21 protein-coding genes are annotated in these 24,841 nt (G+C 68.9%); 10 read left to right on the plus strand and 11 right to left on the minus strand.

All coding sequences use genetic code 11. The features are described from left to right. Nucleotides 1-8: 8 nt before the first annotated feature. The 4 genes from HDA45_RS25975 to HDA45_RS25990 all read right to left on the minus strand — a co-directional run bounded on the left by HDA45_RS25975 (nt 9) and on the right by HDA45_RS25990 (nt 5,071). Nucleotides 9-1,367 carry an MDR family MFS transporter gene (locus HDA45_RS25975; protein ID WP_184899543.1) on the minus strand — a complete coding sequence of 453 codons (1,359 nt, stop codon included), beginning with the start codon at nt 1,365-1,367 and terminating at the stop codon, nt 9-11. A 234-nt stretch (nt 1,368-1,601) separates the two neighbouring features. Further along, entirely contained in the window at nt 1,602-2,141 is a 540-nt protein-coding gene (locus tag HDA45_RS25980) for a GtrA family protein (protein WP_101612414.1), read from the minus strand. 109 nt (nt 2,142-2,250) lie between these two features. Then, nucleotides 2,251-2,751 (minus strand): GtrA family protein, encoded by a 501-nt coding sequence (locus HDA45_RS25985; protein WP_184899545.1) that lies wholly within the window; start codon nt 2,749-2,751, stop codon nt 2,251-2,253. A gap of 10 nt (nt 2,752-2,761) precedes the next feature. Further along, nucleotides 2,762-5,071 carry a sigma-70 family RNA polymerase sigma factor gene (locus tag HDA45_RS25990; protein WP_184899547.1) on the minus strand — a complete coding sequence of 770 codons (2,310 nt, stop codon included), beginning with the start codon at nt 5,069-5,071 and terminating at the stop codon, nt 2,762-2,764. A 256-nt stretch (nt 5,072-5,327) separates the two neighbouring features. On the opposite strand from HDA45_RS25990, the gene HDA45_RS25995 reads away from it, so the two are divergent. The 5 genes from HDA45_RS25995 (at nt 5,328) to purE (ending at nt 10,520) form a co-directional block, all read left to right on the plus strand. Continuing rightward, a complete protein-coding gene (locus HDA45_RS25995; RefSeq protein ID WP_101612417.1) occupies nt 5,328-6,200 on the plus strand; it encodes a nucleotidyl cyclase domain-containing protein in 873 nt (290 codons plus the stop codon). 81 nt (nt 6,201-6,281) lie between these two features. Then, a complete protein-coding gene (locus HDA45_RS26000) occupies nt 6,282-7,634 on the plus strand; it encodes a glycosyltransferase 87 family protein (protein WP_184899549.1) in 1,353 nt (450 codons plus the stop codon). Further along, nucleotides 7,609-8,814: a glycosyltransferase 87 family protein gene (locus tag HDA45_RS26005; RefSeq protein WP_184899551.1), complete on the plus strand. Its 1,206-nt coding sequence runs from the start codon at nt 7,609-7,611 to the stop codon at nt 8,812-8,814. Before HDA45_RS26000 ends, HDA45_RS26005 begins: the two co-directional genes overlap by 26 nt. A 13-nt stretch (nt 8,815-8,827) precedes the next feature. After that, a complete protein-coding gene (locus tag HDA45_RS26010) occupies nt 8,828-10,012 on the plus strand; it encodes a 5-(carboxyamino)imidazole ribonucleotide synthase (protein WP_184899553.1) in 1,185 nt (394 codons plus the stop codon). 10 nt (nt 10,013-10,022) lie between these two features. Continuing rightward, a complete protein-coding gene (gene purE / locus HDA45_RS26015) occupies nt 10,023-10,520 on the plus strand; it encodes a 5-(carboxyamino)imidazole ribonucleotide mutase (RefSeq protein WP_184899555.1) in 498 nt (165 codons plus the stop codon). 3 nt (nt 10,521-10,523) lie between these two features. Here purE and HDA45_RS26020 read toward each other — a convergent pair whose 3' ends face one another. Beyond that, on the minus strand, nt 10,524-12,173 hold the full coding sequence (locus HDA45_RS26020) for a class I adenylate-forming enzyme family protein (protein WP_184899557.1): 1,650 nt from the start codon (nt 12,171-12,173) through the stop codon (nt 10,524-10,526). A 105-nt stretch (nt 12,174-12,278) separates the two neighbouring features. Between HDA45_RS26020 and HDA45_RS26025 the strand changes: the two genes are divergently transcribed. Both HDA45_RS26025 and HDA45_RS26030 read left to right on the plus strand, forming a co-directional pair. After that, nucleotides 12,279-13,451: an acyl-CoA dehydrogenase family protein gene (locus HDA45_RS26025; protein ID WP_184899559.1), complete on the plus strand. Its 1,173-nt coding sequence runs from the start codon at nt 12,279-12,281 to the stop codon at nt 13,449-13,451. A 387-nt stretch (nt 13,452-13,838) separates the two neighbouring features. Further along, nucleotides 13,839-14,267, plus strand: coding sequence for a hypothetical protein (locus tag HDA45_RS26030; protein WP_184899561.1), 429 nt, complete (start codon nt 13,839-13,841; stop codon nt 14,265-14,267). Here HDA45_RS26030 and HDA45_RS26035 read toward each other — a convergent pair. After that, nucleotides 14,215-14,670, minus strand: coding sequence for a hypothetical protein (locus HDA45_RS26035; protein WP_184906033.1), 456 nt, complete (start codon nt 14,668-14,670; stop codon nt 14,215-14,217). The two genes, HDA45_RS26030 and HDA45_RS26035, sit on opposite strands and share 53 nt — an antisense overlap. Nucleotides 14,671-14,871: 201 nt before the next feature. On the opposite strand from HDA45_RS26035, the gene HDA45_RS26040 reads away from it, so the two are divergent. Further along, entirely contained in the window at nt 14,872-15,297 is a 426-nt protein-coding gene (locus tag HDA45_RS26040; RefSeq protein WP_184899563.1) for a DoxX family protein, read from the plus strand. A 55-nt stretch (nt 15,298-15,352) separates the two neighbouring features. On the opposite strand, the gene HDA45_RS26045 is transcribed toward HDA45_RS26040, so the two are convergent. From HDA45_RS26045 to HDA45_RS26055, 3 genes are all read right to left on the minus strand, one after another. Next, complete coding sequence (locus tag HDA45_RS26045) at nt 15,353-16,060, minus strand: TIGR03089 family protein (protein WP_184899565.1); 708 nt, start codon at nt 16,058-16,060, stop codon at nt 15,353-15,355. 10 nt (nt 16,061-16,070) lie between these two features. Beyond that, nucleotides 16,071-17,381, minus strand: coding sequence for an LCP family protein (locus HDA45_RS26050; RefSeq protein ID WP_184899567.1), 1,311 nt, complete (start codon nt 17,379-17,381; stop codon nt 16,071-16,073). Nucleotides 17,382-17,471: 90 nt separating this feature from the next. Then, nucleotides 17,472-19,010, minus strand: a complete 1,539-nt coding sequence (locus tag HDA45_RS26055; RefSeq protein WP_184899569.1) for an LCP family glycopolymer transferase — start codon at nt 19,008-19,010, stop codon at nt 17,472-17,474. 151 nt (nt 19,011-19,161) lie between these two features. Here HDA45_RS26055 and rfbB point away from each other — a divergent pair, with 151 nt between their 5' ends. Together rfbB and rfbD are read left to right on the plus strand one after the other, a co-directional pair. Beyond that, complete coding sequence (rfbB, locus tag HDA45_RS26060) at nt 19,162-20,145, plus strand: dTDP-glucose 4,6-dehydratase (RefSeq protein ID WP_184899571.1); 984 nt, start codon at nt 19,162-19,164, stop codon at nt 20,143-20,145. Further along, the gene (rfbD, locus tag HDA45_RS26065) at nt 20,132-21,022 is read left to right on the plus strand and encodes a dTDP-4-dehydrorhamnose reductase (RefSeq protein ID WP_343072151.1); all 891 of its coding nucleotides are present in this window, start codon (nt 20,132-20,134) and stop codon (nt 21,020-21,022) included. Before rfbB ends, rfbD begins: the two co-directional genes overlap by 14 nt. Nucleotides 21,023-21,169: 147 nt before the next feature. Here the strand turns inward: rfbD and HDA45_RS26070 are convergent, their stop codons facing one another. Both HDA45_RS26070 and HDA45_RS26075 read right to left on the minus strand, forming a co-directional pair. Further along, nucleotides 21,170-22,258, minus strand: a complete 1,089-nt coding sequence (locus HDA45_RS26070) for a glycosyltransferase (protein ID WP_184899573.1) — start codon at nt 22,256-22,258, stop codon at nt 21,170-21,172. Continuing rightward, nucleotides 22,251-24,764 (minus strand): glycosyltransferase, encoded by a 2,514-nt coding sequence (locus HDA45_RS26075; protein ID WP_184899574.1) that lies wholly within the window; start codon nt 24,762-24,764, stop codon nt 22,251-22,253. Before HDA45_RS26075 ends, HDA45_RS26070 begins: the two co-directional genes overlap by 8 nt. Between the last annotated feature and the right edge of the window lie 77 nt (nt 24,765-24,841).

The following is a 24,841-nucleotide window of genomic DNA, read 5'->3' on the forward strand; positions in this document are numbered from 1 at the left end:
AAACTCCTTCAGTGGTTGCGCCGCAAGGAAACACGCGGCAGGAAGAGGGATGCGGCGAGGCCGATCACGAGGGCGGGGATCATCACCCAGAACACGCCGTCGAGCGCGGAGGCGTATCCGGCGGGGCTGTCGGTGCCGAAAGAACTCGTGAACACCGCGCCGAAAACGGTCAGCCCGGCCGTGGTGCCGAGTGAACGCAGGAAGCCGACGGTCGCCGAAACCGCGCCGAGATCGGTCCGGGCCACGTTCTGCTGGGCCGCCATGGAAAGCACCTGCATGTTGAGCCCGGCCGCCGCGCCGAACACGACGAGATAGCCGACGACGAGCGGCAAGGGCGTTGTTTCGTCCATTGTGGACATCGCGAGGGCGGCGGCGAGGCCGAGTGTCATGCTGAGGATCGGTGCCCAGCGATAGGCGCCGGTCTTGGCGATGATCCGGCCCGCGACCATCGACGACGCGGCGACGGCGAGCGTCATCGGCAGCAGGAGGAGTCCGGCTTCCGAAGGTCCGGCGCCGCCCGCGGTCTGCAGGAAGAGCGCCAGGTAGTTGACCGAACCGAGGAAGACGAATCCGGCCGCGGCACTGGCCAGCACGCTCAGGCTGAACATCCTGGCGCGGAACAGCCGGAGCGGGACGACCGGTTCGGCCGCCCGGCGTTCGATGGCCAGGAAGGCGACGAGCAGCACCGCGCCGATCGACGCGGAGAGCGGTGTCGCCAGCGTCAGGCCGACGATCGCGCCGGACAGGACGACGATGCCCGCGAAGTCGAACGGCGCGGTCTTCCGGCGACGTTCGAGCCATAGGAACCGGGCGACGACGACGAGTGCGATCAGTCCGATCGGGACGTTGACCAGGAAGATCGATCGCCAGCCCGCGAGATCGGTCAGCACGCCGCCGACGACGGGGCCCGCCAGCGAGGACCCGGCGAAGCAGATCGAGAACCAGGCGAAGTAGCGAGCGCCTTCGCGACCGGGGAACAGTTCGCCGATGATCGCGGCGACCGCGACGAACAGGCCGCCGGAGCCGACGCCCTGCAGGACACGGGCGGCGATCAGCAGCGGCATCGTCGGCGCGAGCGCGCAGGCGATGGAGCCGAGGACGAACAGCGCGATCGAGACGAGGACGACCCGCTTGCGGCCGAAGAGGTCACCGAGTTTCCCGTAGACGGGAGCGCTGACGCTGCCGGCCAGCAGATAGGCGGTGGTGACCCAGGTGAACGACGTGGCGCCGCCGAGTTCGCCGACCATACGGGGGAGGGCGGTCGCGACGACTTGGGCGTCGAGCATCGCCAGGAAAACGGCGGCGAAGAGCCCGACGAGGGCAAGGGTGTTCCGGGCACGCGGAGGCGCGCCGAGAGTGGTGCTCAAGAAGAGATCCGTTCACTGGAAGAAACGAGGGAACGCGAAGGACGCGGAGGGTCACTCCGGTCCCCGCCAAGACGGGAAAAGGCTCAACCGTCATCCGAACCGGATGCGGTCCTCTTCGCGCTTGGCGATCACCTCGAATTCGTCCCGCTCGACCGTACGAACCCGGCCGGCGTCATCAGTGAAGGAACGTTGACATGGATGACTCTAAACAATCACATGTCTTTTGACAAGTACCTAGCGGAGGGGAACGACGTCGTCGTCCGGCTCGTCGCTGTCCCGGCGGCGTTTGCCCAGCTCGTCCGGGAAGACCCACTTCTTGAAACCCCAGAAACGGAAGAACATCGCCAGGAGCATGCCGATGATCGACCCGCTCGTGAAGTCCGCGAACTCCTGGACGAACCGCGTCACGTGCGGCACTTCGAGGTCGAAGATGTAGCGCGACGTGTAGAGCGGGATCAGGTTGACCACCACGGCGATGCCGCTGATCACGAAGAAGAGCGCCGCCTCGTGGTGCCGCTCGCGGCCGCCGCGGGTGCGGAAGGACCATTCGCGGTTGAGGATGTAGGACACGATCGTCGCCACGATGATCGCGATCGCCTTCGCCGTGGTCGGCTTCGACTCCAGCACGCTGAGCTTCAGCAGGTACCAGACGCCGTTGTCCACCAGGAACGTCGTGCCACCGACAATTCCGAATTTCAACAGCTCCCGGTGCTTGATCAGCACGGATCGGAGCGGCTCGGGCGTCCGGGAAAGGACGGATTCGACCACGGTCACGAGGTCAGTCTAATTCGCTCGGGCGACCGAACGGGCTGGCAGGGGCTTGGACAGAGCGTTATAGGACCCTTTGGGCGATTCTGACGACCAGCGTCATGGGCGACGCGGATCAGGCGGCCGGGTCCTCGGGGATGTCGGCGTCGATCCGTCCCTCGCCCCGCAGCAGCCGCGGCCGCGCGTCCGCCTCCGGGAACACCCACTTCTTGAACGACCACCAGCGGAACACGGTGCCGAGCAGCGTCCCGATGATCGCGCCGCTGACGAAGTCGGCGATCTCCTGCGTCAGCAGTCCGACATGCGGCTGTTCCAGCTCGAGCACGTACCGCGAAAACAGTTGCGGAAGCGCGTTGAGGCCGAGCGCGATCGCGCTGAGAAGAAAGAAGAGCGCCGCTTCGTGAGCGCGCTCACGACCGCCACGGGAGCGAAAGGACCATTCGCGGTTCGCGACGTAGGAGAAAACGGTCGCGACCAGCACGCCGATCATCAGCGCTGTCACCGGTTTGGTGGTCAGCACGGTGAACTTCAGCCCATAGGTGATCGTCATCGTGATGACGAAACTCGCACCCCCGACCACGGCGAAGCGCAGCAGTTCCCGGTGCCTCCCCAGCATGCGGGCCACGCTACTCGAAGATGCGGTCCACGATCCCGTTGGGCTCGACGGTCGGCTTCGTCTTGCCCGGCCTCGGTGGCGCGCTCGTGGTCGCGGCCGGCGGGGCGGGTTCCTTCTTCGCGGGCTCCGAAGGTGTCGCGGACGGCGAAGGCTTCTTCGACGGAGAAGGCCATCCAGGTCGACCAGGCTTCGTCGTCTCCGAAGTGGCCGGAGGCTTTGAAGTGACCGAAGGCAGCGAAGGCACAGTGGTCGGCGGAAGCAGCGAGTTGTCGTCACACCAGTGGTGCCAGCAACCGAAGTAGACCTCGACCGGTTTCGCCTTCGCGACACCGAGAGTGGCGTTCACCGTCACCGGGACGTTGTCCGCCGGGCGGCCCTTCAGCCGGACCCACAGGCTCACCTGACGTCCCGGGGTCAGCGAGCCGCGCGAAGTGCACGAAGCGCCCGCGCCGGTCGGGGTGCACGGGATGCCGTACACGCTCCAGGAGCTGAGCACGCGGTGGTCGAGGGTGATCGTCACCGGCTTGGTCGTCTTGCCCGTGTTCTTCACCCGGACCAGCACGAGCGGGTTGCGGTTCCACGGGAACGCCGACAGCCCGTCGCTCTCGGCCCGCAGGACGAGGTCGTCCGGCGGCGGTTTCACGGTGACCTTCACCGAAACCTGGACCTTGATCTGCGCGCCCGCCGTCACCGAACCGGTCACCATGCTGCCCGCTTCGGCCGTTTCGTCGGCACGCAACCGGAACGTCAGCACCGCCGACTGTCCCGGTTCGAGGCCGGTACCGGTCTTGCAGGTCACCGTGCCGGTGCCGCCGGGGCAGCTCACCGCGATCGGAGCGGGGGTCGCCTGCTGCCGGGCGCCCAGCGCGCGACCGCCACCGGCGGGAACGGCCGTCACGCCCTTCGGCAGGTTCAGCGAGATCGCGACGGGCTCGGACTTCGAGCCGCCGTCGTTGCGCACCGTGATCGGCAGGTTGGCGTCTTCGCCGGGTTCGAGCTGGACTCCACCGGCGGGGGTCGACGCCGTCATCACCGGAGGCGACGGGATCTCCGGCGAAGGAACGGGCGGCTCGGAGGAGGACGTCGGCGGCGGCTGCTGAGCGGGGGGCGGTTGCTGGGCGGGAGGGGGCTCCTGAGCAGGCGGCGGCTGCTCGGCGGGCGGTGGCTGCTCAGCGGGCGGCGGAACGGGCTGTGGCTTCGGCGGCGGGACCGCCGGAGGCACGGCGGGCGGGACCACCGGGGTGGGAACGGGTACCACGGCGGGCGGCGGGACGGCCGCGGCCGCCGGGATCTCCTGGGTGCCGCCACCGGCGGCGAGCGCCACCGCGACGGCGGCGACGATGGCCGCACTCGATCCGGCCACCGTGGCGAACTGGCGCGGTCCGGCCGCGGCGGCGCCGGCCGCCCCGCCCGAACTCGAGCTCGAAGTCGTCCCCGCGGCTCCGGCCGCACCCGCGGCGGAACCCGCGGTGGCGGCCGTCGCGGCCGCGGTGACCGCGCCCGCCTTGCCCGCCTCGGCCGCGGCCAGATAACCGAGCGCCGCGCCACCGAGCACGATCGGCGCGATGATCCCGCGCAGACCGCCGTTGATGTCGGCCAGTTCCGCGGCCAGCGCACGGCATTTCTCGCATTCGTCCAGGTGGTTCTCCACCTGGGCCCGTTCGCGTTTGGACAGTCCGTCACGGGTCCACGCGCCGAGCTTGTCCGCACTCGCGCGGCAGCGTTCGCCGGAGTTCTCGGCCAGGTGGACCTGGAGGTACGCCTGCCGAAGGCCCTCACGGGCCCGGTACGCGAGCGCGGAGACACCGTTCGCGGTCAGTCCCAGCAGCGGCGCGACCTCGGCGGGGCTCTGCCCCTCGATCTCGGTGTGCCACAGCACCGCTTGCCACCGCTCAGGCAGCCTTGTGAACGCCTTCGCGGCGAGCGTGCGCTCGAGCCCGGCGACGGCGGTGTCGGAGAAGGGGACAGTCAGCGCTTCGCCGACGGCACCGCCGACGTCGGACATGTCCTCGTTCAGGTCGACGCGCTTGTCCTTGCGCGTCTTGTCGTAGGCGGTGTGCCGGAGCGCGGTCAGCAGATAGGCGCGGAACGCGGTGTCGGGGCCTTTGCCGCCGCGCAGTGTGTCCAGCACCTTCGCGAAGGCTTCCGAAACGAGGTCATCGGCTTCGGAACTGGAGCGGGCGAGCTGGCGGGCGAGGTTGTGCGCCGCGCCGGCGTGACGCTCGTAAAGCGTTCCGTAAGACGCGATCTTCCCGTCACGCACCTCGGCGATCAGCTCGGCGTCACTCTTACCGGTGAGATCGGCGGGAACGGTGGACACGGGACTCCTTCATCTGCTGGTTCGGCGGGTCTACTGACTTAAACGCCCGAACACGCTCAGTGTGACGGACTGGGCGACGCACGTCACCTCGCGGCCCCGCCGATGACCCGGAGAGCGCAACACCTTCACCCGCCTCGGGTTACCGAAGAGTTCGGAAAGATCCTTGGAAAACGCCGTCACGCGCGACGTGGACCGGCGTCCCCACCGTGAAGCGATCGCAAGATCGAAAAGATCGGGACGGAAGGGGCGGTGGGCAGTGGACGTACCGGCTACCGGTGCGCCGTCCGGGGGACCCGACGGGCAAGCCGCCTGGAACCGGTTCGAACGGGATCGTTCTCTCCGTGCCCTGCGGGCTCGTTGGCGGACAGCCAGCTTGGCCGCCGGCTGGCGTTTCCCCAGCGACTGGGGTCTCCCGGAGGTGGACGCCGTCTGCGCGGCGGTGATCAAGAACGGCCGGGCCGTCACCGCCGAAGTGGCGGAAACCGCTCTCGCCGGACTGGGCCGGGCACGCGCCGCGGCGGGTGCCGGGCTGGCGGAGACACTTGCGGACCTCGCGGCGCTGCACGCCGTGCTCGCCGACCCGGACGCCGTCGACGGGTTCATCGCGCCCGATGTCGACTCCACGCCCTCCCGGTTACTCCGGGTGACGGCGTTGGCGTGGGCGGACGTCGCGACCGATCAGCTCGTGAACACCGAAGTCACCGAACCGCTCACCGGCCTGCCCACCGCCGCGTACCTGAGGACCCGGCTGAGCGAGCTGTACCGCCAGGCCCGCCGCGACGAGCGGCCGGTCGCGGAGGCGCACACCCTGCTCGTGGTCTCGATGGATTTCAGCTCCGTCGCGGGCTGGCCCCGGCTGACCGGGATGATCCTGGTCGCGGACGCGCTGAAGCAGGTGTTCGACGGCGGGGAGAGCGTCGCTTCGCTCGGGCCGTCCGTCGCGGGCGTGCTGGTGCCGAAGGACGTGAGGCTCGCTTCGTCCGGCGTCGCGCTGCGAAGGGCGCTCAACGAGCGGCTCTCGGTGGACGCCCAGTTGCGGGACACCGGCCGTCCGCAGATTTCGGCGGTCCGGCTCCCGGCGACCTACGACCAGGCGTGCGATCTCCTCACCGGTCTCGCCCGGTCCTGACTGGGGGTAGCGCAAGACGTTCTCCAGGTCACGGCCGACCCTGTCGACCAGCTACGACCCGGTTCATGATTTCCTGTTTGCGTGACCCGGACTGTTCCCGCCGACACCAACGGCGACGTTTCGGCGAGCCGCCCGCAGCATCGTCTGTCGCTGCGGAGGTCGCTCGCCCGCTTGTCCGTCCGGCCGAGGTCGATCCTGATCCTGTCGGTGATCCCGCTGGTCGCGATCGGTTTCGGTATCTGGGGCTGGCAGCACGAATGGGTGCTCGGCGTGGACAGCGCGGTGTACCGCGCCGGTGCGGAGACACTGCTCAACGGTGATCCGCTGTACGACGCCAACACACTCGCGGTGGAGCCGTGGTGGGCGCTGTTGCCGTTCACCTATCCGCCGACGGCCGCGCTGCTGTTCATCCCGCTCGCGCTGGTGCCGACGCAGGTCGCCTGGGGGCTTCTGACAGCGGTCTCGCTGCTGGCGCTGGCGCTGTGCGTCCGGATCGCCATCGGCGCGCTGCCGAAGCCCTCGAGCGACGGTCCCCGCTGGTGGGCCTCGCCCGCCCGGTCCACGATCGCCTTCTTCCTGGTGTTCCTCGGCCTCGAGCCGGTGTGGCGCACGATCTTCCTCGGCCAGATCAACATCATCCTGATGGCGCTGGTGATGCTCGACATCCTGGTCATCGGGGCCAGGGGCAGCCGCTGGGGCGGGGTGCTCGTCGGCGTCGCGGCCGCGGTCAAGCTCACCCCGATCGTCTTCCTGGGGCATCTGTTCATCACCGGCCGCCGGATGGACGCCATCCGAGGACTCGTCACCTTCATCGTGATGCAGGGCCTGATGTTCCTGATCATCCCGCACGACGCGGCCCGGTACTGGACCTACACCCTGCCCGACACCGGCCGTATCGGCCCGGTGCACTGGGCGGGCAACCAGTCGCTGAACGCGCTGATGAACCGCTTCACCGAACTCGCGCCCTGGGCGTCGAAGGCGGCGATGGGGATCGGCGCGCTGCTCGCGATCCCGGCTATCTGGCTGGTGCTGCGCTTCCACCGCAAGGGCCAGGCGCTCGCGGCGATGCTGGTGACGGCGTTCTGGATCCTGCTGATCTCGCCGATCTCCTGGACGCATCACTGGGTGTGGGTGGCGCCGCTGGTCGTCCTGCTGGTCTCGCGCCTGCCGAAGACCACGCCCGCCACCGCGTGGAAACGCTGGCTCGGCACCTTCGGGGTGTTCTTCGTCTTCATCAGTTGCGTACTGCTGATCTTGCCCAACGGCCGCAACGTCGAGCTGCACTGGAAGGTGTGGCAGAACATCCTCGGCAGCGCGTACATCTTCATGCCGCTGGTGCTGGCGCTCGCACTCGCCGGGCGCTGGTGGTACCTGCGCCGGAAGCAGGGCGCGGGGGATGACGGGGAACATGCTGAAGTCGCGTCCGGCGGCTGAGCCCCGGGTCGTCGGGGCCGCGCTGGCCGGCGCGCTCGCACTGGCGATGCTGGGGCTGGGCATCGTGGCCTGGCTCGGCGAATGGCACCTCGGCGCGGACAGCGCCGTCTACCGCGCCGGCGCCCTCACCCTGCTGAAGGGTGAACCGCTCTACACCCGCGAGGCGCTGACGACGCTGCCGCCGTGGGTGCTGCTGCCGTTCACCTACACCCCGGCCGCGGCGCCGCTGTTCCTGCCGCTCGCGATCGTCCCCGCCGGGCTGACCTGGGGTGTCGTCGGCGCGCTCTCGCTGGTCTGCCTGAGTGTCGTGATCTCCGTGGTCGCCCGAGCCTGCGGCGCGCCCCTCATCCGGTGGTGGGTCCTGCCGCTGGCCACGGCCGGCGCGCTGGCGCTGGAGCCGGTCTGGAAGACGATCTTCCTTGGCCAGATCAACCTCATCCTGATGGCGTTGATCGTCCTCGACGTCCTGGTGCTTTCGGCACGCGGTTCGCGCTGGGCCGGGGTGCTGATCGGGATCTCGGCCGCGATCAAGCTGACACCGCTGATCTTCGTGCCGCACCTTTTCTTCACCGGTCGCTGGAAGGACGGGCTGCGGGCGCTCGGCACGTTCGTCGTGCTCGAAGCCGTGATGTTCGCGGTGATTCCCGGCGACGCCGTCCGGTTCTGGACCGAATCGGCGACGGACCCCAGCCGGGTCGGCTCCGTGCACTGGATCTTCAACCAATCACTCAACGGGCTGGTGAACCGCGCCTCGGAACTCGCGCCGTGGTCGCTGACCGTGGCCGTCGCGATCGCCGCCGTGCTCGCCGTCCCCGCCGTCTGGCTGGTCGTGCGCCTGCACCGCCGCGGTGACCCGGTCGGCGCGCTGCTGGTGACGGCGTTCTACGGCCTGCTGCTCTCGCCGGTGTCCTGGTCGCACCACTGGGTGTGGACGGTGCCGCTGCTCGTCCTGCTCGTCATCCGCCGATCGTGGGTTCCGGCCGCGGGCGTCGCGGTGCTGTTCGCGAGCGGCGTGATCATGTTCGTGCCCAACGGCGGCGAGACCGAGTTCGGCTGGGGGCTGGGCTGGTCGCTGCTCGGCAACGTCTACGTCCTCACGGCTGCGATCGCCATCACAGGTCTGGCCGTGCGGGAGCTGCGACGCGGGTCCGCCCAGGTCGCGGCGGTGGCGGCCAAGTAATCTCTCCGTCGTTATGGACAAACGAACCGGTCTTCCGATCGTGGGCATGGTGGGCGGCGGACAGCTGGCCAGGATGACCCACCAGGCGGCGATCTCCCTCGGCCAGTCCCTGCGCGTGCTGGCCGCCGGGGAGAACGAATCCGCCGGCCTCGTCGCGGGTGAGGTCGTGCACGGGCACCACACCGACCTCGAAGCGCTGCGCTCGTTCGCCGCCGGGGTCGACGTGCTGACCTTCGACCACGAGCACGTTCCCGGCGAGCACCTGCTGACGCTCGCGATGGAAGGCGTCACCATCCGGCCCGATCCGGCCGCGTTGTCGATGGCGCAGAACAAGCTCATCATGCGCGAGATGATGGCCGGACTCGAGATCCCCGGCCCCGAGTTCGCCGAAGTGTCCTCTGTGGACGATGTGATCACCTTCGGGGACAAGCACTCGTGGCCGGTGGTGCTCAAGGCGGCGCAGGGCGGTTACGACGGCCGCGGCGTCTGGATGCTCGACACCGCGCAGCAGGCGCGCGAGACCGTCCCCGAACTGCTCGACGCCGGAACCCCTTTGCTGGTCGAGGAAAAGGTCGTCATGCGGCGCGAACTGTCCGCGCTGGTGGCCCGGTCCCCGTTCGGGCAGGGCGCGGCGTGGCCGGTGGTGGAGACCGTGCAGTCCGGCGGGATCAACACCGAGGTGCTCGCCCCGGCGCCGGGGCTGAGCGTCGAGCGCACGCAGGAGGCGCAGGACCTCGCGCTGCGGATCGCCGCGACCCTGAACGTGACCGGGCTGCTCGCCGTCGAGCTGTTCGAGACCGACGAAGGCCTGCTGGTCAACGAACTCGCCATGCGGCCGCACAACTCGGGACACTGGACGCAGGACGGCTCGCGGACTTCGCAGTTCGAGCAGCACCTGCGCGCCGTACTCGACTATCCGCTCGGGCTGACCGACCTGATCGCTCCCGCTTGCGTGATGGCCAACGTCCTCGGCGCTCCCGAGACGCCGGAGATGGGGCCGGACGAGCGGCTGCACCATCTCTTCGCGCGGTACCCGGACATCCGCGTTCACCTGTACGGCAAGGGAGAACGTCCCGGCCGCAAACTCGGCCACGTCAACTTCGTCGGCGAACGCATGGAGGAACTGCGCGACCGCGCGCTGCTCTCCGCGCACTGGCTGTCCCACGCCGTCTGGCTCGACGGCTACGAGATCCACTAGGAGTATGAAGATGTCGCCGCAGGTTGGCCTGATCATGGGCAGCGATTCGGACTGGCCGACGATGGAAGCGGCAGGCCAGGCGCTGGACGAATTCGGCATCGAGTACGAAGTCGGCGTCTACTCGGCGCACCGCACTCCGCAGCGGATGCTCGACTACGCGACGTCGGCCGCTTCGCGTGGCGTGCGCGTGATCATCGCGGGCGCCGGCGGGGCGGCGCACCTGCCGGGCATGGTCGCCTCGGCGACGGTGCTGCCGGTGATCGGGGTGCCGGTGCCGCTGAAGTACCTCGACGGCATGGACTCGCTGCTCTCGATCGTGCAGATGCCCGCCGGTGTCCCGGTCGCGACGGTTTCCGTCGGCGGCGCGCGGAACGCGGGCCTGCTCGCGGTCCGCGTCCTCGCCGCGTCCGACGTAGGACTTCAGGCGAAGATGGCGCAATTCCAGGCGGACCTCGAGCAACTGGTGCTCGACAAGGACGCCGCACTGCGCAAACGCGTCGAAGGCTGACGCTCAGTCGGCGAGTTGCTTCCGCAGCTCCCGTTTGAGCACCTTCCCGGCGGCCGAAACCGGGATCTGGTCGACGAAGTGGATCGCCCGCAGCCGTTTGTACGGCACGACGCGAGTGCCGACGGCCTCCATGAGCTGCTCGGCGGTGACGTTCTCGTCGCTGCGGACCACGAACGCGACCGGCAGCTCGCCGACCTCGGCGTCCGGTTTCCCGACGACGGCCGCCGCGGAGACCCCGGGCAGGGTGATCAGGAGCTCCTCGAGCTCGCGCGGGAAGACGTTGTATCCCTTGTAGAGCAGCATGTCCTTCTTGCGATCCACAATGGACAGATAGCCGTCTTCGTCGAGGACGCCGATGTCGCCGGTGTGCAGCCAGCCGTCGACGAGCGCGGCCGAGGTCTCCTCGGGGCGGTTGCGATAGCCGGTCATCACCTGCGGGCCGCGCAGGCACACCTCGCCGCGTTCCCCGGCGGGCAAGGGATCCTCGCCGCCTTCGGCCGGGACGATCTTGACCTCGGTGTCGGGGATCGGCAGGCCGACCGAGCCGACCTTCCGGACGGCGGAGCGAAAGGACGGCGCGATGACGGCGCCCATGGTGACCTCGGTGAGGCCGTAGCCCTCGATGACGAGCACGCCGGGGAAGCGGTTCTGCAGGGCGCGGATCATCTCGTGGTTCATCGGCGCCGCGCCGGAGCCGATGGTCAGTACCGAAGACAGGTCGGCCGTGTGAAACTCGGGGCAGGCGAGCAGCGCGGCGAACAACGCGGGCGCGCCGCCGATGGTGGTGACCCGCAGCATCTCGGCGTCGGCCACGTACGCGGCCGGGTCGAAGCGGTCGTGCAGGACGACGGTGCCGCCGTCGAGCAACGGGACGTTGAGCGCGGCGATCGTGCCCATGGCGTGGAACCACGGCGTCAGGTTGAGGGCGATCCCGGTGCCGATCCGGGACGGCCATTCGTCCGGGCCGCCGAACTGCTCGACGATCACCTCGCCCGCGTCGTCGACGGCGGGGACCGCGCCCAGCCGCCAGCAGGAACTCTGCAGGCTGTTGACCACGACGTTCCGGTGCGGCAGGCAGACACCCTTCGAACGTCCGGTGGTGCCGCCCGTGTACGCCAGATGGGCGAGATCGCGGTAAATGTCGATCTCCACGTCCGGCCGCTCGTCGGAGTGACCGGAGTGGAACTCGGTGAACTCGACCTCTCCCTGCCCCAAGGCCTCGGGCGGGTGAACGACGATGCTCAGCCGGACCGAGGTCCGATCGCGGATCGAAGCGAGCACCCGCGCGACCGGCCCGACGGTGACGGCGGCGACCGCCCCGGCGTCGGCCAGCTGGAAAGCGAGGTCCTCCGGCGGGAGCAGGGGGTTCGCCGGGCTGAAGGTGGCACCGGCGAGCAGCGTCCCGTAGTACGCGACCGGATACGCCAGGCAGTTCGGCAGGTGGAGCGCGACGACGTCACCCCGTCCGATGCCCTCGGCGCGCAGGGCGTTCGCGAACCGGCAGGCCGCGCTGTACGTCTCGGCGAAGGTGAGGCTCTGGTCTCCGTGGGCGAAGGCCGTGCGGGAGCCCCAGCGAGCAGCGGCGCCTGCCAGCACCGAGCCGACCGGGACCTCGGGATACTCGAGCGACCGGGGGAACGGGGTGAGCTGCATCACCCGAACGTACGGACTTTGCGGTCAAAGACACAAGCGCTCGCGATGTCGCACAATGTGAACGAGCGCTAACATCGGTCGAACTCCCATTCACGGTTTGAAGAGGTGACGAAGGTGTCTGACGGCCCGGGTCTGTACCAGCTTGCCGAGGAGCACGAAGAGCTGCGGGCCGCGGTGCGTGCCCTGGCGGAGAAGGAGATCGAGCCGTACGCGGCCGAGGTCGACGAGGACGAGCGCTACCCGATCGAGGCGTACAACGCGCTGGTCAAGTCGGGTTTCAACGCCGTCCACATCGAGGAGGCCTACGACGGCCAGGGCGCGGACGCCATCGGCGCGTGCATCGTGATCGAAGAGGTCGCGCGTGTCGACGCGTCGGCGTCGCTGATCCCGGCGGTCAACAAGCTGGGCACCGTGCCGATCATCCTTTCCGCGTCGGAAGACCTCAAGAAGCTGGTGCTGCCGTCGATCGCCTCCGGCGAGACCTCGGCGTCGTACGCGCTTTCGGAGCGCGAAGCCGGCTCGGACACCGCCTCGATGCGCACCCGCGCGAAGCTCGACGGCGACCACTGGGTGCTGAACGGCACCAAGTGCTGGATCACCAACGCGGGTGAATCGTCCTGGTACACCGTGATGGCGGTGACCGACCCCAACGCCGAGAAGAAGGCCAACGGCATCTCCGCGTTCGTCGTGCACAAGGACGACCCCGGCTTCACCGTCGGCTCGAAGGAGCGGAAGCTCGGCATCAAGGGCTCGCCGACCCGCGAGATCCACTTCGAGAACTGCACCATCCCCGCCGACCGCATCATCGGCGAGCCCGGCACCGGCCTGAAGACCGCGCTGCGCACCCTCGACCACACCCGCCCGACCATCGGCGCGCAGGCGCTGGGCATCGCGCAGGGCGCGCTCGACGCGTCCATCGCGTACGTCAAGGAGCGCAAGCAGTTCGGCAAGGCGATCTCGGAGTTCCAGGGCGTCCAGTTCATGCTGGCCGACATGGGCATCAAGATCGAGGCCGCCCGGAACCTCGTCTACGCCTCCGCCGCGGCGACCGAACGCGGCGACAAGCGCGGCGGCTACATGGCCGCGGCCGCGAAGGCGTACGCGTCGGACATCGCGATGTCGGTGACGACGGACGCGGTGCAGCTCTTCGGCGGCGCGGGCTACACGCGCGACTTCCCGGTGGAGCGCATGATGCGCGACGCGAAGATCACCCAGATCTACGAAGGCACCAACCAGATCCAGCGCATGGTCATGGCACGCGCCCTGCTCAAGGGCTGACTTTCGCCAAGTACATGAAGGCCCCCTTCCCTCGGCTCAGCCGAGGGAAGGGGGCCTTCACGCGATTGCGGCCTACGCGACCAGAGGGCCAATTACGCGAATTCGCGTGATCGGGCGGCGAATTCGCGTGATTGGACGGCGAATTCGCGTGATTGAGGGCCGAACACACGTGATTGGGGGCGGAACACGCCCGCGACCGGGTTTCGCTCAGTGTCGTCCGTCTGGACACGTGAGTTCGGCGCTCGATCACGCGTGTTCGCCGCCCAAGCACGCGAAACCGTCACTTTGCGGCGGGCTGTCACGCAAGTAGGTGACCGATCGCGCTGCACCGGTGAGATGCTTCACGGAAGTACGGCGATCATGGGCCGACGGTGTCACTCTCGAAGGATGTTCTGGTCCGCACCGGTGTCGTGGACACCGCACGACGAGGCCGAGCTGATCGCCGGCTGGCGGTTGTGGCTCGAGCTCGGGGATCGCCTGTGGCCGTCGGCCGCGTGGGACGGGACGGCGGCCGACGTCGTCAAGCCGCTGCGCGAGCTGGTCGCGGCCTGCGACGAGATCGAGACGGGTTACCGCAAGGCCGTCGAGGAGCCCTCCGACGAGTTCATCCGGATCATCCAGTTCCTCGTGTGGACCGTCAGCACGGTGATCGAGCTGTGGGCCGACGACGAGGTCCCGCTCGACGCCGAGCGGATAGCGTTGCTCCACGCCGATCTGGCCGGGTTCGCCGAGCAGGCCGAGCGGGTGCTCGCGGTGCTGGCCGTCAGCGGGGGCTGGACGGGTCTGGCCGCGGAGCATCGGCGGACGGATCGCTGAGCGACTCCGGTTTCTCGACCCAAGCGAACCTCGAGCCCGCGAGGTGGTCGTCCAGCGGGCGGTCCAGCGAGAGCAGGGTCACCGGGCTGCCGAACGGGTCTTCGCCGGGCGCGATCCCGTAGCCGATTTCGACCACGGAGTCTTCCTTTTCGTCCGACTCGACGTCGTGCCGGGTGATGCCGTTGTCGATCGACCACGTGCCGCCGAGGGTGCGGTGGAATTTCAAGGCCAGTTTGCCGGGGGTGAACGCCGCCCACGTGTAGCGCGACACCGTGAACTCGGTGCTCCAGCTCGACCAGTAGAGCCATCCTGAGCCGTCGCCGCGGAACGCGAGTTCGGCGGACTCGACATCGCTCGGATACAGCATGCGATCCGACCACAGGCCGATCAGGCGTTCATCCATCACCCAGGAGATTCTGCCCGCCGGTCGTTCGGGACAACGGCGCCGTCCGGGCGAATAACCTCCGCGACCTTCCACAGAGGACAGGGTCCGGTTCCTGTCGGGTACCTGTCGATCACGCTCCGGAGGTGCCGTCCGAGGCGCTCGGTGCCTTACCGTGATCCCGGTAAGTTGAATATTCACCGACCAGAAAGCTGATACCCGATGTTCGCTCGTTTCAAGGATGTCGCCCTTCTGCTGGGCCGGATCGGTGTCGGTGTGGTCTTCCTCGCACACGGCCTGCAGAAGTGGGAAAACGGGATCGACGGCACCGCGAAGTTCTTCGAGCAGACAGGCATCCCGCTGCCGACACTCGCGGCGATCTTCGCGATCGCGGTGGAGATCGTGGGAGCCATCTTGTTCATCGTCGGTTTCCTGACGCCGCTGGTCGGCCTCGGCTTCGTCGTGGTCTCCGTCGGCGCACTGCTCTCGGTGCACCTCGACAACGGCCTGACCGGTCAGGGTGGCTACGAACTCGTCCTCGTCCTGGCGGTGGCCGGACTCGCGATCGGCTTCAACGCCGGAAAACTGTCGCTCGACCACGTGCTCTTCGGACGCAAGCGTGAGGCGAAGCAGCTTCAGGACGCCTGATCTCCAAGCCTGACAAGAATGGGCCGCTCCGCCGGGAACGGCCCATTCTGTCGTGTCAGGCGGGGAGATCCGCGGTCGTCCGTTCGGATTCGCGCCGGGACGCGAGTTTGGCCGGATCCGCGTCGGTGACCTGGACCAGATGCGCACCGGCCGCGAGCGGTGTCAGGAATCCCGCGAGGATCCCGTCCTCGCCGGACCATTCCACAGTGGACAGGACGCGATCCTCGGCCGACAGCCCCAAGCCGGAAGCGCGGGAGCGAGCTTCGGCGAGCACTTCATCCACAGTGGACGAACCCAGCGCCGGAGTGTCGCCGGGAATGGGGAACAGCGGGCTGAACTGGTCGCCCGAAAGCCGGGCCTCGGTCAGGTAGTCCATGGCGCCGTCGGGTACGGAGCCGGCGGGCAGCCCGAGTCCCATCGGGTGCAGCGAGACGACGGCCGTCGCGGCCGCGGCGGAAGCGCCGCCCGGGGCGACGAACGCCACCCGCGCGCCCGCGGTCTCCGTCACCACCCTGGCACCGCACCACCACGCGCCCAGCAGGACACCGGCGGTCTGCCAATGCGACGGCAGCACCACGGCGACCTCGTCACCCGGTTCGACGTCGAACTCGTCGACCAGCCAGTTCGCCGTTTTGGCCGCCCAGTTCACCGTGGTCGCCACGGACAGTTCGACCCGGCTGCCCTGCTTGTCGTCGTAGTGCGTGATCAGCGGTTTCGCGGGCGACCCGAGCAGGGGCCGCAGCAGCAGTTCGGTGAGGCTCACGCCCCCAACGCTAGTTGACGCAGGGAACGCTCGACGCGGCGAGAGCCGCACCGGGGGCGCTGCCGCCACCGCCACGGCCCACCAGGCCGGAGACGAAGGTCCGCACGGCGGCGGCGTCGATCTCGACGATGCTCTGCCCGTCCGCGCTGCGGCCGTTGATGTTGATCACCGGGATGGTCGTGAACGTCAGGTCGCCCGACGCGATCCCCTTCGCCTGCTGTGCGAACTCCAGCAGGTCCAGCCCCTCGTCCAGGACGATCGACCGGCGCACGACGTCCATCAGCCCGCTCATCGTCGACGGGCTGGTCAGCGTGCCCGCCGAGAGCACCTGGTTCAGGGCCGAGGACAGGAAGGTCTGCTGCCGCACGATGCGGTCGAGGTCGCCGCGCGGCAGGTTCTTCCGCTGCCGTACGAAGGAGAGCGCCTCACCGCCGGAAACGGTCTGTTCACCGCGCCGGAAGTTCGCGCCGGAGTCCTTGTCCTCGGTGGAGTGGTTCAGGCAGACCTTCACGCCACCCAGGGCCTCGGTCAGCAGGTAGAACCCGAGCAGGTTGACCTCGGCGTAGTGGTCGATGCGGATCCGCGTCAGGTCCTGAACGGTCTGGACCAGTGCCTTGCGGCCTTCCTGGTCGGAGTCGCGTTCGAGTTTCGCCTGGTCGGGCTCGCCGCGGTGGGCGTTCGCGTAGTTGGCCTTCGCGACGCCGTACGCCGAATTGATCTTGTTGGGGCCGCGGCCGGGGATCTCGGTCCAGGTGTCGCGCGGAATCGAGATACCGGACGGTTTCCCGCCGTTCTTCGGGATGCGCAGGATGATGATGGTGTCGGTGTTGACGCCCGGCTTTTCCTCCGTGCGCAGCTCCTTGAGGACCTTGAGCGGCAGCGGATTGCCTTGCGCGTCGGTGCGGGCGTCGCTGCCGACCAGGAGGATGTCGTTCGCGCCGTCGTCGGCGGGCGGCGCGGCGGGATCGTCCGGTTTGCTCAGCGCGTTCGTCGTGGGGACGTTGTCCTGCAGCTGGTCCTTGGTGACGTAGGCGTAGCCCGTCGTGCCGAGGGCGAGCAGCGAAACGAGGCCGAGCGCGATCCGGCGGGTGATCCGGCCGGCGCGGCGCAGCCCGCGTTCGGGTACGGCGAGCACTCCCGAGACCGCTTCGTCCTCGGGCGGGCCGGACGGCTGGGGGAGCGGATTCCGCGGGTACGGGGTCGGGACGAACCGGGGCTCTTCGTCACTCTCGGTGTCCGACGCGGTGTCTTCTTCCGGCTTCGTGTCTTCGGCGTCCAACTGCTCAGAACGCGCATCGGTGTCTTTGTCTTCGCTGTCCATCCCTACTCACCTCCCCTGGAGCTGCTCGCTAGTCCGATCGTAGGAGAAGGCTAGGCCACCATGAGGTCGGCCACGCTGAGTACCCGGCCACTAATTGACGCAGGGCACATTCCCCGCGACGATCGGCGTCGTGGTGGGCGCCGCCGGAGCGCTGGAGGGCGGCTGAGCCGGCTTCGAGGGTGTCGACGTCTTCGACGGGGGCGCGCTCGCGCCGCCCGACGCGCCCTTGAAGTCCTTGCCGAGCAGGACCCGCACCTTGCCGGGGGCGACATCACGATCCGCCTCGGCCTGCACCGCGGTGCCGAAGAGCTGCTTGATCAGGGCCAGCGCGTCTTCGTCGCCCGGCGCGTACCGGATGACCGTGGAGTTGCGGGTGCTGAGCTTGGTGTCGGGCGCGAGTTTGAAACCCTTGCCCTGCAAGAGAGCGCGGGTCTCGGTGGCCAGGGTGGGGGAGCCGGATCCGTCGAACAGTTCGACGGTCACCGCTTCCGCGCCCGGCAGCTTGTCCGGGGTCTCGGTGGGCGCCGTCTGCCCGTCGGAGGTCAGGCGGGTGACCTCGGCCTGCACCTGCGCCGGGTCCACCCGGAGCACGGCGGCGCCGCCGATGGTCGCGTCACCCTGGGTCGGGATCGTGTGGAACTCGACGTTGCCGCTGGTCAGCCCGCGCATCTGCGCGGCGAACTCCGGCAGATCCCAGCCCGCCGACAGCACGACCGACTTCTTCACCGCGGCGATCAGGTCGGAGATCTTCGCCGGGTTGATCAGGACGTCGGAGGAGAGGACCTTGTTCGCCAGCCCGGACAGGAAGGCCTGCTGCCGCGCGATCCGGTCCAGGTCGCCATTCTGCAGGTCGTATCGCTGGCGGACGAACGCGAGCGCCTGGACGCCTTCGACGGTCTGCCGTCCGGCGGGCAGGTCGACGCCGGACTTCTTCTCCTTGACCGGGCCGTTGAGGCAGACCTCGACGCCGCCGATCGCCTTGGTGATCTCGTAGAAGCTCGACAGGTTCACCTCGGCGTACCGGTCGATCATCTTCGGTTTGCCGATGAACTTCTCGAGCGTCGCGATCAGGTTCTTGCGGCCGGCGTCCTTGGCCTTGGCGTCGACGTCCTTGAGATCGGAGTTGCCCTGCTGCTGCAGCGTCTTCGACGTGTCGTTGTAGGCGTACACGTACGCGCTGTTGAGCTTGTGCTTGCCGAAACCGCCGGTGATCTCGACCCAGGAGTCGCGGGGGAAGGAGATCGCGACAGCCTTCTTACCGTTCTGGGGGATGTGCACCAGGATCATCGTGTCGGTCTGGCGCTCGCCGTCGGAGACCCCGGCGTGCAGCATGTCGAGGACTTCGCGCGGCAGCGGATTGCCCTGCGCGTCGGTGCGGCTGTCCTGGCCGACGAGCAGGATGTCGATCGCGCCGTCCAGCGGTTTCGCGGGCGGATGGCCGTTGTCCTCGAAGATGTTCGTGGTGGCGAAGCCCTGCGACGGGTCGCCGATGAACTGCCAGCCCCACCAGGTCAGCGTCAGGATCGTGATCGAGACCAGGCTGAACACGACCTTCACCCCACGGCGGGCGAACACCACGACGCCGCCGCCACGGCGCGCTTCGATGGGTGGCCCGGGCCACTCGGTCACGTGCGGTCCTCCACGAATCTCCCCAGGGCACACGCGTGCCACTCGGACAACTCTACTGATCCCCCTGTTAGACGTCCGTAGGCTGGTGAAAGGTTGCCCCGGTCGTGACACACTCGGCTGGTCCGGGAAGTCGTAAAGGGAGGATCACGGGATGCGGGTGCTGGTCACCGGTGGTGCCGGTTTCATCGGTTCGCATTACGTCCGTCAGGTGCTGACGGGGGCGTACCCCAGCCTTGCCGACGCCGAAGTGGTCGTGCTCGACAAGCTGACTTACGCGGGCAACGAAGCGAACCTGGAGCCGGTGAGCAAGAGCCCGCGCTACCGGTTCGAAAAGGGTGACATCTGTGACGCCGCCCTGGTCAGCGAGCTGATGCGGGGGGTCGACCTGGTCGTCCACTTCGCCGCCGAGTCCCATGTGGACCGTTCGATCGCCGGGGCGGCCGACTTCGTGCTGACCAACGTGCTCGGCACGCAGACCCTGTTGCAGGGGGCGCTCGAAGCCGAGGTCGGGAAGTTCGTCCACGTCTCCACCGACGAGGTCTACGGCTCGATCGACGAAGGATCCTGGGCCGAAGACCACGCGCTGGAGCCGAATTCGCCGTATTCGGCGTCGAAGGCGTCCTCGGATCTGTTGGCACGGTCCTTCTTCCGCACCCACGGGCTGCCGGTGTGTGTCACGAGGTGCTCGAACAACTACGGTCCGTACCAATTCCCGGAGAAGGTCATCCCCCTCTTCGTGACCAACCTGCTCGACGGCAAGAAGGTCCCGCTCTACGGCGACGGCCTCAACGTGCGTGACTGGCTGCACGTGGACGATCACTGTCGCGGTATCCAGTTCGTCGCCGACGGCGGCAGGCCGGGCGAGGTCTACAACATCGGCGGCGGCACGGAACTGACCAATCGCGAGCTGACCGAGCTGCTGCTGGGCGCCGTCGGTGCCGACTGGGAGAGCGTCGAGCCGGTCGAGGACCGCAAGGGGCACGACCGCCGGTACTCCGTCGACATCTCCAAGATCTCGCAGGAGCTCGGCTATGCACCGCGGAAGTCCTTTGAGGACGGTCTGGCCGACACCGTCGCCTGGTACAGCGGAAACCGTTCGTGGTGGGAGCCGCTGAAGAACCGTGCGGGGGCGTGACGAGTTGCTGAGTGTTCTCGTACCGGGCGGATCCGGCCAGCTGGGGCAGGACATCCTGGCGCTGGCGCCGGACGCGGCGGCACCGTCGTCGTCCGAGCTGAACGTGCGCGACACCGGCCAGGTCGTCGCCGCGGTGACCGAGCTGGCGGACCGGGCGCGGGCGGCCGGGACGTCGCCGGTGGTGATCAACGCGGCGGCCTACACCGCCGTCGACGCGGCCGAAACCGATGAGGAGCGGGCGTTCTCGGTGAACGCCGACGGCCCCCGGGTGCTCGCCGCGGCTTGCTCGTCGCGCGGGGTGCCGCTCATCCACGTGTCGACGGACTACGTTTTCGCCGGCGACGCGACTTCGCCGTACGAGACCGGTGATCTGCTGGCCCCGCTCAACGCGTACGGCCGGACGAAGGCGGCCGGTGAGGACGCGGTCCTCGGGTCGGGAGCTCGCTCCTGGATCGTGCGGACGTCCTGGGTGTACGGCAAAACCGGGTCGAACTTCGTGAAGACCATGGCGCGGTTGGAGAAAGAGCGCGAAGAACTGTCCGTTGTGGACGATCAGACCGGCGCGCCGACGTGGTCGCGCGATCTCGCCGCCGGGCTGCTGGAACTGGCCGGTCGCGTCGTCGCCGGTCAGGGGCCGTCGCAGCGGGTGCTGCACTGCACGGGCGGCGGGTCGACGACTTGGTGCGGGTTCGCGCGGGCGATCTTCGCGGAGCTCGGCGCGGATCCGGCGCGCGTGAAGCCCTGTACGACGGCGGAGTTCCCGCGTCCTGCGGCGCGTCCGGCGTACGGAGTGCTGTCGAACGCGTCGTGGCGCGAGGCGGGTCTCACGCCGCTTCGGGACTGGCATGACGCGCTGAAGGCCTATTTCGCCTCCTGACCCCACGTGAGTCACGTCTCCAAGCACGCGAACTCGCCCTTCCCACAGACGGCATTCGTGTGTGGATGGACGACACGCGTGTCTGGAGGGCGATCACGTGTGATTGGGGGCGGAACTCACGTGATTGGGGGCGGGACTCGCGGGGGTTCAGTGCGTCGTGCTGGCCTTGCGGTAGGCGGCGACGGTGAGTTCGGCGCAAGCGCGCCAGGTGAAGTTCGCGACGTGGGCGCGGCGCGTGGCCGAGGTGGCGACGGCGTGCGGGTCGCTGACGGCGGTCCGCAGCGCCTCCACGAGACCGTCGACGTCCTCGTAGGGGACGAGGCTCGCGCAGTTGCCCGCGACCTCGCGCAGCGCCGGGATGTCCGTGCACACCACGGGTACGTCCGACGCCATCGCTTCCAGCACCGGGAGCCCGAAACCCTCGTCGCGTGACGGCAGCACCAGCGCGCTGGCCCCGGCGACGACCCGGCGGAGGTTCACGTCCGACAGGTAGCCCACGTGTCGTGAACGTGAGCCCACCGAGAACGAACCGGGACCGACGAACACCAGTTCCGGCAGATCCGGCGCGGCCTCGTGGGCCTGCTGGAGCCAGTGCAGGCCCTTGCGAGGCCCGGGGGCACCCGCGAAGAGCAGGTACTTGTCCGGGAGGCCGAGTTCCTTGCGTTGTTCCTTGTCCGGCGGGCGCGCGGTGAACCAGGCCGGGTTGACCCCGAGCGGGGTGACCACGATCTTGCGGCGGTCCACGTCGAGCCGTTCGGCGATCTGGTCGGCGACGGCGTTGGTGGGCGTGCAGATCACGTCGGAGAGCCGCGCGCCCCGGCGGACCAGTTGCGGGAGTTCGTGATCGCTCGGCGCGAGTTCCTCGGGAGCGTCCAAAAAGGCCAGATCGTGGATCGTCACCACGCCCGCCGCGCGGAACCGGCCCGGCAGCACGAAGTTGGTGCCGTGCACGACGTCAGTCGGCCCGGCGAACAGTTCCACCGGCGGAAGCTGCGACCGCAGCCACGCCTTGCGCAGCAACCGCGCCGCCACGGGCATGCCTCGGGCGCGGACGCCGTGCGGGAGCACGTGTCGCAGCCTTCGCCAGCCGCGCAACGTGAACGCCACCGCGCGAGTGTCCACTTCGGACATCGAAGCGAGCTCTTCGGACAGTGCGACCGTGTACCGGCCGATTCCCGTCCTGGCACCGAGAAGCGGGGTCCCGTCGAGCAGGACGCGCAAGGGGCGGTCAGCCACGGCCGAGCCTCTGCTTGGCCACCTTGACCACCCGGCCCCCGACGCGCCGCACGAGTTCCTTCGGGCCGCCGTCGGCGAGGTACTCGCGGATCAGGTCGACGTCACGGCGCAGCATTTCCTTGCCCCGCGCCGGAACGGTGACGACGAGGTCTTCCGAACCGGGCAGCCGGTCCGCGGCGGGCCGCGGGTTCCGGCAGAACTCCACCAGCGGTTTCAGCGCTTCCGGCCAGGCGTAGCGCTGGGCGACGGCGGCCATCCGCTCGACGCAGCCCGCCGCGAACTCCTCGTCGTACAGCGCCTTTTCCAGTGCGTCGGCCAGCGCGTCCACGTCCTCGGCCGGGACGACGACGCCGAGCCGCTCCTCGCGGACCAGATCGGCGAACGAGTCGCCGTCGGTGGTGACGATCGGCAGCCCGGCCCACAGATAGTCCAGCACCCTGGTGCGGAAGGCGAACGTCGTCTCGACGTGCTCGTAATGCGTGGTGACGCCGCAGTTCGCGTCCAGCAGCCAGTTCTGGCGCTCCTCGTACGGCACCCACTGCTGGTTGAAGAACACGTGCTTGCCGGTGAGGCCGAGCGTGTCGGACAGCAGCATCGTCCGCGCGCCGATGTCCATCTCGGTGACCTCGGGGTTGGGATGCTTCATCCCGAGGAACACCAGGCGGACGTCGCCGCGGCGCTGCCGCAGCCGTTCGATCGCCCGGACCAGGGTGAGCGGGTCGAACCAGCTGTAGACGCCGCCCGCCCACAGCACGACGTGGTCGGTTTCCCCGATTCCGTCCAAAGTGGACCGGAGGCCGGGGCCGGTGCGGACCGGTGCCTGCGGCGACAGTCCGAACGGGACGATCGAGAGCAGCGACTGGGTGGTCGGGTCGGCGTCGTACAGTCGCGGCGAGAGCCTGCCCATCGCGGCGAGGTGCCCGAGCCAGAAGTGGCGCTGACGTTCCGACGCGCACAGGAAGAAATCCCCGCGTTCCAGTTGCGCGTCGAGGACCTTGGTGACGCCGATGAGGTCGAGGGCGCGTTTGTCGTCGGGGACGCCCTTGCCCTGTTCGAGCAGTTCCAGGTGCATCGGGTCGTACAGGTCCGCGACCACGATCTTGTGCGCGTACTGCTTCTTGAGCGAGGGCGCGAGTTCCAGCACGTGACCCTGCAGGACGACGATGTCGGCCCAGGCGATCGGGGCCTCCAGCTCGCGCCGGTTCGCCGCGCTGACCTGGAACGGCGCGGGCGGCGGATCGGCGAGGGGGTTGACCGTCACCAGGTGCACGTCGTGTTCGGTGGCCAGGGTCGCGGAGATGTTCCACGCGCGGATCGCCGGTCCCGCCATGCGTTCGGTGATCGCGTCGCCGGTGATCACCAGTACCTTGCGGCGCTGCCCGAAGAGCGCGTCGATGCCGAACGTCTCGACCAGGATGTCGTGCGCGGCGAGATAGCGCGGCAATGGGTACGCGGGCTCCAAGGCCTTGCGCAGCAAGGGAAGCAGATCGGCGTCGGTACGGACGCGGGCGGCCTGTTCGGCGGCGCGCGACTCGGCGAGCGACGGCAGCAGTTCGACGAACTGATCGATCGCCAGCACGCCGGCCAACGTCGTCCGCGGCACCTCCACCGGACCGGTTTCGGCCGGGCCGACGCCCTGGGCGAGGTCGAACCGGGTGGCGTCGAGGTCGCCCCGCGCCGTCGCCCGGCGGACGGCGAGCGCCAGCGCGGCGGGCAACGCGCGCGAGAGGGTCTCGTCGGAGAGGTTCTTGTACAGTGCGGCCAAAGCGTTGCGCTCCAGCAAGAACGTCTCGCGGCCCGAGTCGGGCGCGTCCACTGTGGACATCGTGGCGTGGTGCTTGTGGTAGGTCAGCGACTCCGGCACGTACCGCACGCGCCAGCCGCGCAGGTTCAGCCGCCAGCCGAGGTCGACGTCCTCGTAGAACATGAAGAACCGCTCGTCGAACCCGCCGAGTTCGGCGAACACCCCGGCGCGGACGAACATCGCCGAACCGGTCGCGAACAGGACGTCCTTGGTGATCTCGTGTTCGGCGGCGGGGACGTCGGACAGGGGGCTGCCGGCGTGGCGCTTGTAGCCCATGCCGAACCAGGTCAGGCCCGCGTCGACGAAGTCGGTGCCGGTGCCGTCCCAGTCGAGGACCTTGCTGGCCACCGCGGCGACCGTCGGCTGCGCGCGGAGTTCGGCGACGGCCGTGCCGACCCAGCCGGGCGCGGGGCGGGCGTCGTTGTTGAGGAAGGCGAGGACGGTGCCGGTGGCGTGCTTCGCGCCGAGGTTGCAGCCACCCGCGAACCCTGAGTTCACCGGGGACTCGACGAGCTTGACGCCCGGGACGGCCGCCTTGATCTCGGCCACGTCGGCGCCGCCGGAGGCGTTGTCGACGCAGATGACCTCGAGGTTCGGGTAATCGTGTTCGGCGAGCGCGCGCAGGCAGGTGACGGTGTCGGCGGCTCCCCGGTAGTTCACCACGATCACCGAGACGACCGGTTGCGTTTCCCCCTGCGCCAAAGTCGTACTCCCTGCTACTCGAATGGACGGTGTCGATGAAGAGCCCGCGACCGCTTCACGCCGCCAGGGCGCTCGTC

The sequence above is a fragment of the Amycolatopsis umgeniensis genome, assembly GCF_014205155.1.
Taxonomy (GTDB): domain Bacteria; phylum Actinomycetota; class Actinomycetes; order Mycobacteriales; family Pseudonocardiaceae; genus Amycolatopsis; species Amycolatopsis umgeniensis.